Origin of the sequence: Spiroplasma monobiae MQ-1 (assembly GCF_002865545.1) — a bacterium.
Taxonomy (GTDB): Bacteria; Bacillota_I; Bacilli_A; order Mycoplasmatales; family Mycoplasmataceae; genus Spiroplasma_A; species Spiroplasma_A monobiae.
The window spans coordinates 639844-655285 of sequence record NZ_CP025543.1 but is presented as its reverse complement, the minus strand read 5'-3'; the positions used below and the strand labels follow the sequence as shown (position 1 = coordinate 655285).

Annotated in this window: 13 protein-coding genes; 12 read left to right on the top strand and 1 reads right to left on the bottom strand. The window is 27.0% G+C overall.

The genetic code is table 4. The annotated features are described in order from the left end of the window. Nucleotides 1–20: 20 nt before the first annotated feature. The 11 genes from SMONO_RS03080 (at nt 21) to SMONO_RS03030 (ending at nt 12771) form a co-directional block, all read left to right on the top strand. Nucleotides 21–956, top strand: coding sequence for an alpha/beta hydrolase (locus SMONO_RS03080; protein ID WP_101780892.1), 936 nt, complete (start codon nt 21–23; stop codon nt 954–956). Nucleotides 957–970: 14 nt separating this feature from the next. Further along, on the top strand, nt 971–2251 hold the full coding sequence (locus tag SMONO_RS03075) for an ATP-binding cassette domain-containing protein (protein WP_101780891.1): 1281 nt from the start codon (nt 971–973) through the stop codon (nt 2249–2251). Nucleotides 2252–2265: 14 nt separating this feature from the next. Further along, nucleotides 2266–3234 carry an ABC transporter permease gene (locus SMONO_RS03070; protein WP_101780890.1) on the top strand — a complete coding sequence of 323 codons (969 nt, stop codon included), beginning with the start codon at nt 2266–2268 and terminating at the stop codon, nt 3232–3234. Beyond that, nucleotides 3234–4256, top strand: coding sequence for a hypothetical protein (locus tag SMONO_RS03065; RefSeq protein ID WP_101780889.1), 1023 nt, complete (start codon nt 3234–3236; stop codon nt 4254–4256). Before SMONO_RS03070 ends, SMONO_RS03065 begins: the two co-directional genes overlap by 1 nt. Before the next feature lie 28 nt (nt 4257–4284). After that, the gene (locus tag SMONO_RS03060) at nt 4285–4623 is read left to right on the top strand and encodes a hypothetical protein (protein ID WP_101780888.1); all 339 of its coding nucleotides are present in this window, start codon (nt 4285–4287) and stop codon (nt 4621–4623) included. A gap of 62 nt (nt 4624–4685) precedes the next feature. After that, nucleotides 4686–6350, top strand: coding sequence for a glycoside hydrolase family 18 protein (locus SMONO_RS03055; protein ID WP_101780887.1), 1665 nt, complete (start codon nt 4686–4688; stop codon nt 6348–6350). A gap of 234 nt (nt 6351–6584) precedes the next feature. After that, the gene (gene ileS / locus SMONO_RS03050) at nt 6585–9293 is read left to right on the top strand and encodes an isoleucine--tRNA ligase (RefSeq protein WP_101780886.1); all 2709 of its coding nucleotides are present in this window, start codon (nt 6585–6587) and stop codon (nt 9291–9293) included. An 11-nt stretch (nt 9294–9304) separates the two neighbouring features. After that, complete coding sequence (locus SMONO_RS03045; protein ID WP_101780885.1) at nt 9305–10054, top strand: signal peptidase II; 750 nt, start codon at nt 9305–9307, stop codon at nt 10052–10054. 3 nt (nt 10055–10057) lie between these two features. Beyond that, a complete protein-coding gene (locus SMONO_RS03040; protein ID WP_101780884.1) occupies nt 10058–10972 on the top strand; it encodes an RluA family pseudouridine synthase in 915 nt (304 codons plus the stop codon). 11 nt (nt 10973–10983) lie between these two features. Continuing rightward, a complete protein-coding gene (locus SMONO_RS03035) occupies nt 10984–12297 on the top strand; it encodes a hypothetical protein (RefSeq protein WP_101780883.1) in 1314 nt (437 codons plus the stop codon). 3 nt (nt 12298–12300) lie between these two features. After that, a complete protein-coding gene (locus tag SMONO_RS03030; protein ID WP_101780882.1) occupies nt 12301–12771 on the top strand; it encodes a deoxycytidylate deaminase in 471 nt (156 codons plus the stop codon). Nucleotides 12772–12951: 180 nt separating this feature from the next. On the opposite strand, the gene rnhC is transcribed toward SMONO_RS03030, so the two are convergent. Next, nucleotides 12952–13842, bottom strand: a complete 891-nt coding sequence (gene rnhC, locus SMONO_RS03025) for a ribonuclease HIII (RefSeq protein ID WP_101780881.1) — start codon at nt 13840–13842, stop codon at nt 12952–12954. A 102-nt stretch (nt 13843–13944) separates the two neighbouring features. Between rnhC and SMONO_RS03020 the strand changes: the two genes are divergently transcribed. Beyond that, on the top strand, nt 13945–15441 hold the full coding sequence (locus SMONO_RS03020) for a hypothetical protein (protein WP_101780880.1): 1497 nt from the start codon (nt 13945–13947) through the stop codon (nt 15439–15441). Nucleotide 15442: the final 1 nt, after the last annotated feature.

The window sequence follows — 15442 nt, the reverse complement described above, 5'->3', positions numbered from 1 at the left end:
AATAAGTAGAGGGTAGAAAAATGAATGAATTAATTGTACAAAAAATAATTGAAATGATTAATAATGTAAATAGAGATAACTTTGAAATTTATAAAAACAATGGTTATAGAAATTTATTAAGTTTATATCAACAAGCAATTTTTGATTCAACTAAAGATGAAAGTGTATTTGATTTAGAAATAAAAAACATGAATAGAATAGAATTTAAATCATTTGATTCAAAAAATCTTGTTGGTATTTATCATCTAAACTCAATAAAAACAAATAAGTGAATAATTGCTTGTCATGGTTTTTCTTCTTCTAAAGAATCATCTATGGTTGCAAGTTATTATTTTGATAAAATGGGATATAATATTTTTTCTTTTGATTTTAGAAATCACGGCGAATCAGACAACGCCCTTATAACAATGGGTATAAATGAACAAAAAGATCTGTTATGTGCAATTGATTTTATTAAAAAAGAATTTGGTGCTAAGGAATTTGGTTTAATAGGTTTTTCAATGGGTGCCCATACAGTAAATAGATTTGCTTTATCAAATAATTTTCAAAAGTATAATATAAAATTTGGAGTTTCGGACTCCACTTATTTTGATACAAAAGTAGTTTTAAAAAAAATAGTTAGTTCAATAGCTGGTCCAATAGTTGGAAATATTTTAGATAAGGTTTTAGAAGAAGTTTATAAAGTATATAATAATAAATATAAAATAAATTTAGATCAGGACAATATAACATTGAAAATTCCATTGTGTGATGAAACTTTCCCTATGTTATACATTCACTCTAAAAAAGATGTAGTTACTAGTTTCCAAGACAGTGAAAAGTTTTTTAATTTAAGAAAAATACTTGGTGTAAAAGATACTTTACACATTTTTGAAACAGGAGAGCACATTAGAACTCAAGTTGCTCACACCCAAATGTATTGAAAACTTGTAAAAGATTTTATAAATAAAAAATAGAGGGAGACATTTAAATGCAAAAAAAGGAAATATGTGTATCATTAGAGAATGTCTCTAAAATTTTTAATAAAACAGTATGGGCAATTAAAAAAATTAACTTAAAAATCTATAAGGGTGAAGGTGTTGCTGTTATTGGACCAAACCAATCTGGTAAAAGTGTATTAGGCAGACTTATTGCAAGTCAAATTAAGCAATCAGGGGGAATTATTCAATATAATTTTTCTGGTGATAATGTTATGGCAAATATTGGATTTCAGTTTAGACAAACCACTTGACCTGATGGTTTTAAAGTAAAAGAAGTTTTTAATCTTTATAAAAATATTCATAATGTTAATGACAAAAAATGAATTGATGACATAATAAATGTTTTTGGTATTGAATCAAGATGAGAAAAAAATTTATCTTCATGCAATAGTTCTTGATTACAGTTATTTTCAATTGCTTTGGGTATAATTCACAAACCTGAACTTGTTATATTAGACGAGGTTTCTTCATCGATAGGTTTGGACTTTAAAATCAAAATCTTAAATTTCTTAAAAGAATATAAAGAGGAGAATAATGCTACTTTTATTGTAATATCTCCTGATGATGCCACATTTGAAATATTATGTGAAAGAGTAATTGTTTTAGAAACGGGATTTATTATCTCAGATGACTATATAACAGATTGGGATAATAGCTTAACTTTTGAAAAGTATTCTTTAAGTATAATGAATGCTATAAAGGAAAATGAAATAACTGTAAAACCAGATCCATTATTCAAACCTATTATTAAAAAATTTGATACAAATACTGAAATTTTTAGAGAAAAGTACAATATATTTTTAGAAAAAAATGCAGACTACGAAAACGAACCCTATGTTGTTGAAATAAGAAATATTGATTTTCACTTAAATGAACTTCATGATATCTTGGATAGATTGAATTCTACTGCTATTAACAGAAAAAATTTGGATCAAGTAATATTACACACAAAAATGTTAATAAGAATATTTAAAAATACTAAAAAGAACATTAATAAATTAGACCCAAAAGTTAAATATAAGAAATCTGCTCTAATGTTTTTTTCAAAAACTGAAAAGTTTTTAAATTATTTAATTGAAGATTTATATAAAAGTTTTAAATCAAATAAATATATTGCTTATGCAACAGAACTTACAGCACAACTTTCTAGAAAAGAATTAGAGCAATTATCTTCTTTGAAAAAGAAATATATACAAGAAGAAATTAAAGTAATGAAATTGGAAAATAAAATTATTAGAAAGCAGCAAAAACAAGCAAGAAAACAAAAATAGAAGGAGCTAAGGTAATGAATAAAACTAGTTGAAGTACTTTTAAGTTAATCTTTTCTATGCAATGATCAAATTATAAAAAAGATTCATATGTAATTTTTTCTGGTTGAATCATTACAACACTTACTTTAGTTATATGACTTGCATTTAAAAATGAAGGAACAGGGAATGCAGAAATTGTGCCAGATGATTTTATATTAGCTAGTGCAATTGGTATAAGTGTAATTAGAAATTGTTTGTTTAATCTTGTGAAAACTACTTTTGATTTTAAAAAAACATTATTTTTTGAAAAGTTATTTTCTACAAGTATTTCTAAAACATTTGTTTTTGGAACGATTATTTTATTTAATCAAATTGTAAATATAATTGTTGCTATTTTTATGTTTTCTATCGGAATGCTATTTTCACAACAAAGAGCTTATTTATCAAATGTAAATTGACCAGTTTTTATTATTGGTTTCATTTTACTTGCGATATCTTCAAATCTAATAGCTTTCATAATTGTTTTTACAACTAAAAAATTTGAATGAGCATCTGTTATAGCAAACTTATTTTATTTCTTGCCAATGTTTCTTTTGGGTCTTGGTATTCCTTGAACTCTTTTAGAGGGTAATAAATTTATAATGATTATTGGTTTTGCTATACCTCAAAGATATTTTCTAAACATTATGGCTTCGGGTTGATCTGGTAGAGTTACAATGCCAGAAAACGATTTTTGATACAAAGGACATTTTTGAATTCCTTATTTAATGTCAATTTTAATAATTGTGGTTTTAATAATTATTTTAGTTTATATATTTATAAAGAAATTTGAATTTGAAAACAAAAAGTTTCAAAAATATCCAAGCAGTATGAAACATATGGCTATTATTTCAAGTATAAAAAAGGCGAACTCAATTGAAGAGTTAAATGAAGTAATGGATATTAAAAAACTAACTACAGAAATAAAAAGGAAGAAAAAAATACTTAAAGGAAAGAAAAAATAATGAAAAAAAGCAATAACAATATAAAATTGCATAATAACTTAAAAACTTTTAAAGATCTTTATCTTTTATCTTTAAAAGCTTTTATATATTCACCCCTTAATATGTTTTTGGGTGTTTTTCTAGTTATATTCACTTTATTTATATGATTGCTTTTTAAAGGCGATAATCCATTCTTATTTGCATCAGCGGTAGGGACTTTAATAGTTAGAAATGGAATTCATACATTTCACAGAACACTTTCTATGAATAGAAACACTGGTTTTACAAGAAGGATTAATAACACAGGTATAAATGCATTTATCAAGCCTTCAGCACTTATTGCTGCTAATTTTACAATTAACTTTGTTATTACTATTATTTTAATGCTTTTAACTGTTATCTTTTTTGAGGAACAAAGAGCTTTATTTTCAAATGTTAATTGAGCGATGTTTATATTTGGATCAATTTGCTTATGGATGTTGTGTGTAATGATAAGTTACACTGTATTTTTATTTGTAAAAAAAACAGAAGTTGGAACTATATATGTAAATTTGATATACATATTCTCATATAATTTACTGGGATGTGCATTTCCTTATGAAGTTGTTGCAAGAATTGAGTGGTTAAATATAGTTCTTTATTTTTTACCTCAAAGATATATGTTAAATGTAATGCAAGCTGGTTGGGTAAATGCAACAAATCTTGTTTTTGAAGGAATAGGTGAAAATAAAGTTTATCAAGTTGACTTCAGGCTTGGGGGAAACTTGGCTATACCTTTTATTGTCACTTTTAGTCTTATTATCTTGCTATCATTTTTATTAATAACATTTATAATAATTAAAGGTAAAAAAGCAAAAACTGATATCTATGGAACGAGTGTTGTTGTTAAGATGTCAACAGACTACATAAATAATATAAAAAATTGTTCAAGCATTGAAGAATTAAAAGAATTGAGAAGAAAACACTTACAAGAAACAGAGATGAATTCAGAATTTCTAGATATTAAAGTTAATAAATTAGATTTCAAACGTAGAAGAAAATAGTGTTTATAAGAAAAAGAGGATTATTAAAATGGATAACTTAGAAATGCAAAGAAAAATTGAATCACTTGAAAAAGAGCTTGAAAACTTTAGAAAAAAAGAAGAATATACAAAAACGGGTTTGCAAAGAACTAAAAGCGTCTATGAAATTGCTAGAAAAAATGCTGAAATAATAATTTCTAAATCTGTTGCTCTTGCACATGATTTTAAAAAGGATATTGAAGATGTTTTAACAAATATTGAAAGAAATCCTTTAGAGTTCACTAAATACTTAGAAGAGTTTATTGATAAAAATGATCATTTTTTAAACAATAAAGACGAACAAGTGAAATTATTTTTAGATGAAGTAATTAATAATTTAGAAAAATAGGTAATTATTGATAAAAATTAACTATTTTTTTGTTGTATAATTACTACAAAAGGAGAATTTATATGAAAAAGTTACTTACAATACTGGCTGCCGCTTCATTTGTTATATCTTCAACAACCACAACCGTTGTTTCTTGTACTGTAAAATCAAAAAATATAGATTCTTTAAACTTTAATTGAGATTTAGGTCAAATGGAAGGTATTATAAACCAAAAGACAATAATTCAAAAATTAGCTGAAATTAATGATATAAACAAAGACAATAAAACATCTAAAAGAAAAGAAATTGAAGCTCTTGCGAGTATGAAGTTTGATGAAAACTCAATAGTTAAAATTTCAAAAATTGAAGAGGATACTTTAGAAAATAATGAAAAAAATATAGAATCTTATAAAGCTACATTAAAGGCATCTCAACGTTCAAAAGTCCTTAAAGGTCAAGTTGAAATTAGATTTGAAGCAACACAAGAACAAGTGAAAGAAGCATTGAATCCAATTCAACAAAAAGAAAGAAATCTAATGGGAACTTGATGAAATTGAGGTACTGAAATTAATTTAAAAGATGAAAATGGTGATGATAAAAAAGTTGGTATGGGTTATAAAGATCCCAAACTAAGCTCAGTTGTAAATGCAAAATCAAACCCTTTTGATATAATTAATATTTCAGCTCTAAAAACAAATGGTGGAGAATACGATATTAAAGGACTTAATATTGGGGATTTCACAACAGAGCCACAAGGTTCTCATGGTGATTGGGAATTTGATTATCCAAATTCTACTTTCTTGACAAATAGAAGAGAAGCTAGGTGAGGAGAAAATTCATCAACTGATAAGTGAGAAACAAATGAAAAAATAATAACATCACTTGGAGGAGCAACTGCAGATAGAATGCTTTGAAGGTGAAACCAAAAAGATGAACTAAGAGATAAGTTGTATGAAATAATTGATGGATTTGGTTTTGATGGATTGGATTTAGCCATTACTGGTAAAACTCTCTATAATAGAGAAAGTCAAGAAACATTATCTCAAGCAATTAAGGAAATAATGGTTGAATATTGATTAGATGGAAGAGATTTTCATTTATCAATTACTTCAAAAATACCTTGACTATTTAAAGACGCATTAAATTCTAATAAACCAACTGTAATTCCTTTCATTGAGTCTATGGATGGTTGATATAATGACATAACTATACTTTTATATAATATGAATAGACCTGTTAATTTTGTAAATTCACCTGAAAAATACACAATTGAAGGTGTAGGAGATCAAGGCAAAGTAACTATAGAAAAAGGCGAAAAAATAAGATCAACACAATCTTTTGGGGATACTATTGAACATCCTGCATATTTTTATGGAACTTTAAGAGCAATTCTTGATGAAGAATGAAATAAAAATACAAGATTTATAAGTTTAGCAAATAAACCAATTAGAATTGGTGCTGCAAGTACTTTTGGTTCTTCTTCAGGGGCGTTTGGTGTTGCTCCATCAAGCACAATTTCAGGCCAAACAACAAATAATTTAGAGGTGGCTTTGAATAAAATGCTACAAGATTGCGGCAGTGTTGTGGAAAACATAATTGGTTTTAGCTATTTTGGTATAAATCATGACCAAATTATGTCAAATCAAAGTGATCCCAAAAATCCAACTAATTTTAATTATGGAGAAAATATACAAAAAACAATCGGTGATTTACTAACACCACTAATGAATAAGACAAAATCTAAATAATGCTTTGCACAGAGAGTTAATGGTTGGTGTGAATTAACATAAGTATATTTAAATTATCACTTATTCAAATAGGAGAAGAAAAGTTACTACTTAGTAGAACTCCTCGCACAGAAAGCGTTAACACTCTAAAAGAGATGAATAATCATTTATTTTTTGATTATTTAATTAGGATGGTACCGCGTTAAAACGCTCCTATTTTTAGGAGCGTTTTTATTTTGAAAGGAATTAATAATTATGGAAAAGAATTATAAAGATACATTGCTTATCAATCAGACAAGTTTTGATATGAAAGCTGATCTAAAAACAAAGGAACCAAATATTCAAAAGGAATGAAAAGAAAAAAACATTTATAAGAAAAAAATTGAATTAAGCAAAAATAAACCAACTTTTGTACTTCATGATGGTCCGCCGTATGCAAATGGAAATATACATGTTGGTCATGCTTTAAATAAAATCTTAAAGGATTTTATTGTTAGATGAAAAAATCAAACTGGGTTTAATTCACCATATATAATGGGGTGAGATACTCACGGTTTACCAATTGAAACAGCAATTACAAAAACTGGAGTAGATAGAAAAGCAATGAGTCCAGTCGATTTTAGAAACTTGTGTAAAGAATATGCTTTACAACAAGTTGCAAATCAATCAGAACAATTCAGAAGATTGGGAATTTTTACTGACTATGATTGTAAATATATTACTTTAACAGATGATTTTGAATTGAGCGAACTAAAATTATTTTCAAAAATGGTTGAAAAAAACTTAGTATACAGAGATTTAAAACCAATTTATTGATCTCCTTCAAGTGAATCTGCACTTGCAGAAGCAGAAATTGAATATGCAGAAGTTAAATCACCAACAATATTTGTTGCTTGTCCTGTTTTGGAAAACCCTGAATTACAAAATACTTGTTTTGTAATTTGAACAACAACTCCATGAACAATGCCTTCAAACCAACTAATTGCATTGGGAAAAGAGTTGGATTACGTTCTTGTTAAACCAGAAAATGATGAAAGACAATTCATTGTTGCAAGAGAATTAATGGAAAGTGTTGCTGAACAAATTGGATGAGAAAATTTAAATGTTATTAAAACATTTAAGGGCACTGACTTAACAAATATTAAATATCAACACCCTTGATATGAAGAAAAAGCTGGATTTACAGTCATTGGACATCACGTTACTAGTGAAGCTGGAACTGGATTAGTTCATATTGCTGGTGGTTTTGGTGAAGATGACTTTGAAATTGTAAAAAATAATGGATTAAAAGCTTTTGCTCCAATTGATGACCAAGGAAAATTTGATGTAACTGTTAAAGATTCTAGATTAGAAGGCATCTTTTATGAAGATGCAAATAAAATAATTGGTATGACTTTACAAGAAAAGGGTTTATTATTAAAATTAAAATTTGTAAAACACTCATATCCTCATGATTGAAGAACTAAAAAGCCAGTTATATATAGAGCAACTCACCAATGATTTGTTGGACTTTTTGATGTAAAAACAGAAATTGATAATGCAATTGTTGACAATGTTAAAACAAATCCTGAATGATCAAAAGAAAGATTAAGAAATATTATTAAAGATAGAAACGATTGAACCATATCTCGTCAAAGACTTTGAGGAGTTCCGATTATTGCTTTCTTTGATAAGGAAAAACAACCTCAGATATCAAAAGAAATAGTTGATTATGCTATTGAGGTAATTGCTCAAAAAGGAACTAATTCATGATTTGAATTACCTGCAGATGAATTCTTACCAGAACAATTCAAAGGTTTAGGTTGAGTTAAAGAAACAGATATTCTTGATGTTTGATTTGACTCAGGAAGTTCAAATTTAGCAATAGAACAGAACTTTAACTTACGAAGACCATTTGATGTTTACCTAGAGGGAAATGATCAATATAGAGGTTGATTTAACTCATCAATGATTAACTCTGTTATATATGATGGGAAACCTGCTTATAAACAATTAATTACTCACGGAATGACAAATGATGAAAAGGGTAAAAAAATGTCTAAATCAATTGGAAATACAATCGATCCTTTGGAGATTGCAAATGATTTAGGAGCAGATATTTTAAGGCTTTGAGTATTTTCGACAGACTTTACCGATGATCAAAGAATTGGTCAAGAAATTTTAAAACAAGTATCTGAATCATATAGAAAAATTAGAAACACAATTAGATTTATGTTATCTAATCTAGTTGACTTTGACCCTAAAAAAGATTACCAAGAACAATTAACTGATGTTGATAAATTTGCTTTAAATAATCTAACTGTATTTAAAGAAAAATACTTTAATGCAATGGAAAATTACTCATTTAATAGTGGATTTAAATTAGTAAATAACTATGTAGCAAATGATTTATCATCATTTTACCTAGACTTCATTAAAGATATTATTTATGTTGAAGCTGAAAATTCAGTTAGAAGAAGACAAGTTCAAACAGTTATGTATGAACAACTTTGAGTTCTTTTGGATGTATTAAAACCAGTTTTAATTCATACTGTAGAAGAAGCATATCAACATATTCAAAATATTGAAAAAGTTGAATCAATTCACTTATTAGATTTAAGAGAGCAAAAATTTGCACAATCAGAAGATTTTAACTCAAAATGAAAAGCAGTTTTAGATTTACGCGATGATGTAAATGAAGCTTTAGAAAAAGCTAGAAATGAAAAAATCATTAAAAAAGGATTTGAAGCAGTTGTTAGTTTAGAAGTTAAAAAAGAATTTGATTTTATAAAACAATTTGAAGACTTAAACCAGATCTTAATTGTAAACTCAATTAACTTTTCAGAACCAAAAGAAGAAATAAAATCTAAGGTAGCAAATGTTAGTGTAGAATTAAAACAAGGGTTAAAATGTCAGAGATGTTGAGCTATCTTTGATGAGTTAAAAGAAGATATCTGTCAAAGATGTTTTGATGTAATTAATTAAGGTGTGAAAAAATGAAAGACTTTATATTTAACATTAAGTCAAACTTAAAAACATATAATTATATTTGAAAATACAAATTAGTATGATGTTTACCACTTATACTAATTTTAGTGTTATTTGATTGAATAACCAAGGCAATAGTTGTATCTACTATGACTTTAGATGAGAGTCCAGGAGTTTCATTTATTCCTGGTTTTATAGGTTTTGAATACACAATAAATCCAGGTGCAGCATATGGAATGAATGCAGACAATTTGGGTTTGGCTGTTACAATTGCTGCAATTGTAACTTTATTCCTTATTGCAATATTTATTTTTATGAAAAATAAATATTGATTGATACCAATTAATTTAATGGTATCGGGAAGTGTTGCAAACCTAATTGCAAGAGCTTGAGCTCCTGAAACTAAAGATGGAATCAAAGGTGGTGTGGTTGATTTTATCAAATTTGAATTTAACTTTTTAGGTTCAAATTCTTATATTTTCAACTTAGCTGATGCTTGAGTTTCAATTGCTGTTGCAATAATTTTAATTATTTTCATAGTCTATATTGTTCTGATAATAATAGAAACAACTATGAAAAATAAGAATGAAGAAAAATTTGAATTTTATAGCGATATTGTTAACAGAAAGACTCTTCTTTTTGAATCTTACTATCACTCTGTAAGTTTAAAAAAAGAAGATAAAATAACATATTTTGAATATTTAAAGAAAAACAAAGAACTTTCAAAAGAGTGAAAAGAATATAAAAACAAGGGGTAAATTATGGAACAATTAGAAATTAAATTAGAACAAGACTCAGGAAGATTAGATAAATATTTAACAGATTACTTAAAAGAAGAATATGATTTTTCTAGAAGTTATGTTCAAAAACTAATTGAATCTAATGATGTACTTGTAAATGAAGAGTCAGTAACAGTTAAATACAATCTTTTAAATGGAGATGTTATTAAAATGAATATTAAAGAACCAACTGAATTAGAAGCAGTTGCTGAAGATATTGATTTTGAAATAGTTTACCAAGATAAAGATTTATTAGTTGTTAATAAACCAAACGGTCTTGTAGTTCACCCTGCAGCTGGAAACCCAAGTGGAACACTTGTAAATGGATTATTATTTAAGGTAAAAGATTTATCTTCAATTGGAGGGGTATTGCGTCCAGGAATAGTTCATAGACTTGATAAAATGACAACAGGATTAATGATTGTTGCTAAAAATGACAAAGCACATAAAAGACTAACAGAAATGTTGGCAAACAATGAAATACACAAAGAGTATATAGCTCTTGTTCATGGAGTGGTTGAACCCAATGCTGGTAAAATAAATGCGCCAATTGGTCGCCACAGAGGTGATCGTAAAAAAATGACAACAACTGATGTGAATTCAAAACATGCTATTACAAACTTTAGTGTCTTAGAACGTTATGAAAATCATACAAAAATAAGTTGTGTTATTGAAACTGGAAGAACTCATCAAATTAGAGTTCATATGGCATACATAAAGCATCCAGTTGTTGGAGATCCTTTGTATGCATTTAGAAAAGATATGGAAGAAGAATTTGGGCAATATCTACATGCTTATAGATTAGTTTTCAATCATCCAATTACAAATGAAAAAATTGACTTAATAAGTGAATTACCAAAAGAATTTAATGATAAAATCAATATGTTTAAAGAATAGGTGAGTAAAACATGGCAAACTTTAATGAATTAAAATTAAGTTTAGTACATTATTTTGTGAAAGTAGAAAAATATAAGGCTTTAGAGCAATTTAGTAATGATTATGTATCTTACCTAGTTAATCCAAAAGCTAATTTTAAAATTATTAGATTAACGGTGGGTTCGCCTGTTACAACCGATAAAAACTTAGATGAAATAAAACAAACTTTAAAAGAACAAAAAAGAGAAAAAGTAGAATTGCTCAATATTGCAATAAGCGATAGTGAAATCGATATAACTTTTGAGGGTACAACTTTAAGTGTTTCAACTTTAGAAGAAGCTAAAACAAAAATTAGACCTTATTTTTCTAAAATAGATTCTTTAAAAGAACAAGAAAAAGAAGAATTTGAAGAATCAATTTCAGATGAAGAAATGATTGAAATCTTAAAAGATCCTTCAAAATCTTCTAATTTGAAATTTAAAAAAGCTATTCAAAGAATGAATAGAAACAGTCCAATATCAATAACGTTAATGGCAATATTTTTTGTAATGCCAATTATAACTTTGGTTTTAAGTTTCTTGTGATTTGGTGGATCTGCAAGTCCAATAATTGATTTATTTTTTGGAGCTACAAACAGAAATTTAACTATTAATGGTGGTCAATGATGAAGAATATTCACTTATGGATTTACTGTTAATGGACAAGGTTTTTTAATGGCTATAATTCAGATATTATTTATTAGTGGAGCTACAATTAAGCTGTCAAGATATACAGAGGGATTGGTTGGTTCATTTAAATTTGCCATCTCAATTTTCTTGACTTATCCTTTGGTTGGCTTTTTTGTTAGTGCAATGGTTCCCGATCAAAGCGCAATTTTTGCAGGACCTTTAGGATTTATGGCAAGTGTCGTTGGTGTTTTGGGTGTAACTACTTGAGACAAAAAAAGAGAACCAATTCAATTGTTTTCAAAAAATAGATTAGTATTTCCTATAATTTGTTTAGTTGTTTATCCATTATTTATGGGGGGAAGTCATTTATTTATAATGATAATTGCATCTGCTGCAATTTCTTCAAGTATATATTTATTAACCACTTACAATAAAGAAAATATTGATAAGTTGATTATTTTACCAATAATTATATTATCTTTTGCATTTATTGTCCCTTTAGTTGCTTCTATAATAAATTATTACTATCCTGCACATGATTTGTATAGTTTAAATGTTTTATATCAATATAAAATTAGGGGTTGAATGAATGCCGATCAAGTAAATAAAATATTTGTTAGAAACGGATGATTAGACTGATTTATGAATCCAGATGGTTCAATAATAACAGGGTGATAATTTATGAAAAAAAGAAATGATTATATTGATTGAGATACTTACTTTTTGGCAATGGTTCAATTAAATGCTATGCGAAGTAAAGATCCATCAACTCAAGTTGGTTGTGTAATAATTAACGATTTAAAGCAAGTAGTTTCAACTGGTTATAATGGTTTGCCTAGAGGTTTGGATGATGATAACTATCCTTGAGATAGGGAAGGGGAATTTGAAAATACCAAATATCCTTATATAGTTCATGCTGAATTAAATGCCATTCTTTCTTCTAAAGATTCTGTTAGGGGTTGTGAAATATACACTAATTTATTTCCTTGCAATGAATGCACTAAAAGTATTATTCAATCAGGAATAAAAAAAATAACTTATTCTTCAGATAAGTATGATCAAAGTGTTGAAAATTTAATTGCTAAAAAAATGCTTAAAGAAGCTAATGTTGAATTAGTTTTTAAAAGAGAAGTTAAAGTGACAATTGAGTAGTTTTACCACTTTTTTTCACTTTTTTTTTTTTTTTTTACAAAAAAAATATTTTAAGAATATAATTAAATTGTGTTAGTTTACTAGCACTCTGTATTTCGTGCATTAAAGTTTTTTAATGCATTGAGTTCTCAATGCGTCCATCGTTGAGAATAAAAAAAATCCATTGAAAAATGGATTTTTTTATATTTTACTGTTGAAATGCATCTTAGTAAACTTATCTATTTCATTAGATTTTTCTAATTTATATTTATTTACAATTTCTTTAACATTATTGTTTGCACCCAAAGGCAGATTAACGCTATACTCTTTCTCTAAACGATCTATTTCTTTTAAGAAATGATACCTAGCAATAATACTTGCACAAGCAACAGAAATGTATTTAGATTCAGCTTTTGTTTCAAAGTATATTTTATTAATAACTGTTTCTTGGTCTTTTAAGTAATTATAATAGCTTCTTTCATTTACAAATTGATCCATTATTATTTTATTTCCTATTAAATCAGAATTATTTCTAAATAATCTTTTTAAAGCTTGGTTATGACAAATTGCCTTTAAAGTGTGTGTGTTTTTATATATATCATATGCTTTATTATATTTAAAATTTTCTAATATATACACTTCTCAAATCACTTTATCTTTCAATTCTTCAAATAAAGTAATAATTTTTAAATCATTAATTTTTTTTGAATCTGTTATTTTATTTATTAGTTCAGGGTATTTAATTTCAAAATCTTTATCAACAAAAGCACAACATGTTATTAGAGGACCAAAAAAATCTCCAACACCAACTTCATCACATCCTATATTTGGCAATTCAATATTTTTTATTGTTTTTTTTGAAATACTTTCTTTTTGAACTACTTTTAATCCATATCTATTTGCAAATTCATAGCAACTTTCTCCTTGAAGTAGTATTGTATTTGTCTTATAAATATTAACAACCAGGCCTTCTGGCAATCTAAAAAGGTATTTAATTGATGGATTTTTTGAAGTAGTTAAAAAGTTCTTATTATCTTCAACAATTTTATTAATTTCATTTTCATCTACTTTTTTAAAACTTAAACTATTCATTTCTATCGAACCTTTCAAGATAAATTATAAAGTAAAATATGCTTTTGGTTTCAAATAATAATATTGGTATAATTATTCTTAGAATGAATGGAGTGAAAGCCGATGATAAACATAGGTCCTTGATGATTATTTGATATAATGGCTTTTGCTATTATTATTGGATGTACAGTTTGAGGTATGACCAGGGGATTTTTTATAACATTCTATTTATTGGTTTTACAAATAATTGTAGTTATTCTTTTAATGTTCATACCATCTTTACTTACAAATTCAATTAATCCACTCTTTATGAAATTGTGAGTTTCTCTGGGTGTTGACCAAGTATTTTCTTTTTTGGGAGATTCAATAGCACAAGCAATAAGTTCATTATTGCCTGGTAATGGAAGTTTTCCAATAGAGGGTGGTGGAGTTGGTTATGAAGTTTTAAAAACCATTTCTGCTCTAGGTCTTTATTTATTTTTTAGTGGATTTGTATTTATAATTGTTAACTTAATAGGTTTGCTTTTATATAAATCTTTTAAAAGAAAAATGAAAAAAATGAGAGTTATAGGAAAAGTGGATACTTTAATTGGTGCTTTTAATGGTCTTGCAATTGGTATGACCTTATCAATGGGAGTTAGCTTTATGGCAAGTTTCCCGTTATTTCAAACAGAACATCAAAGAATAGGTTTTATTAGTTATTCAAAAGATGATGAGAATATGACAGAAGAAGAGATAAGAGAAAAATGATTGGGCAGTTCTGCTTATAAAAAATACTCTTTATCAAGAAAAATAGCATCACCTTTACCATCTGTTCCTGTTTTTGGTTTTACTTATACAAATGCTTGTCTTTCAAAATATGTATTAGATCCAATGATGGTTATGGCTTCTCAATTAATAGCAAATAAACAAATTTCTGATTTAAAAGACTTTTTTGTAATTTATGAAGATTTACTTGCTGAAGGTTACTCTTCATCAAATCCACTTTCACTTCCTATTTCAGCATGTATTGATATAATGCCTCAAGATTCTAAATCAATTTTCAGATTATTTTCTGAAATGATGTTAATGGGTACAATGTTATTTGTTGATGGAGTTAATCCTGGCGAGCAAACTACAGTTACAAGTCCTGAATTAATAAACGCTTTGGACAATTATTATATTGCAACACATGAAAATGATGAAAAAATCCATGGTGGATGATTAAATGAAAAAGAATTTATAAACTTTTATAAATGAGCTGAAGATGACAGAGAAAAAAATCCATTCTTAAAAATAGCTGACAGAATTGAAAACAAATGAACTCAAGCAGGTAAAAAAACCCAAAGATATATTGTAAAAGTTTTAAGAGATCCTAAACTTACTTATAACTTCTTTAAGAGCATTAACTATGTTAATGCAACATCAAGAAGTAATCTAGATACAATGCCTTATCTAGCTTCTATTTATTCATCAACTTATTTAGTTAACGGAATGGAAATAGTGCCTTCTGGAGAACTAAAAATTGGAGAATTGGATGAGTCACAAATAAATCATGAACCATTGTGATGAAAAGCCAATTATAATGATACTTATTGAATTCAATATTACTTTGATTTTGCGAAAGGATACTTTAATTAAT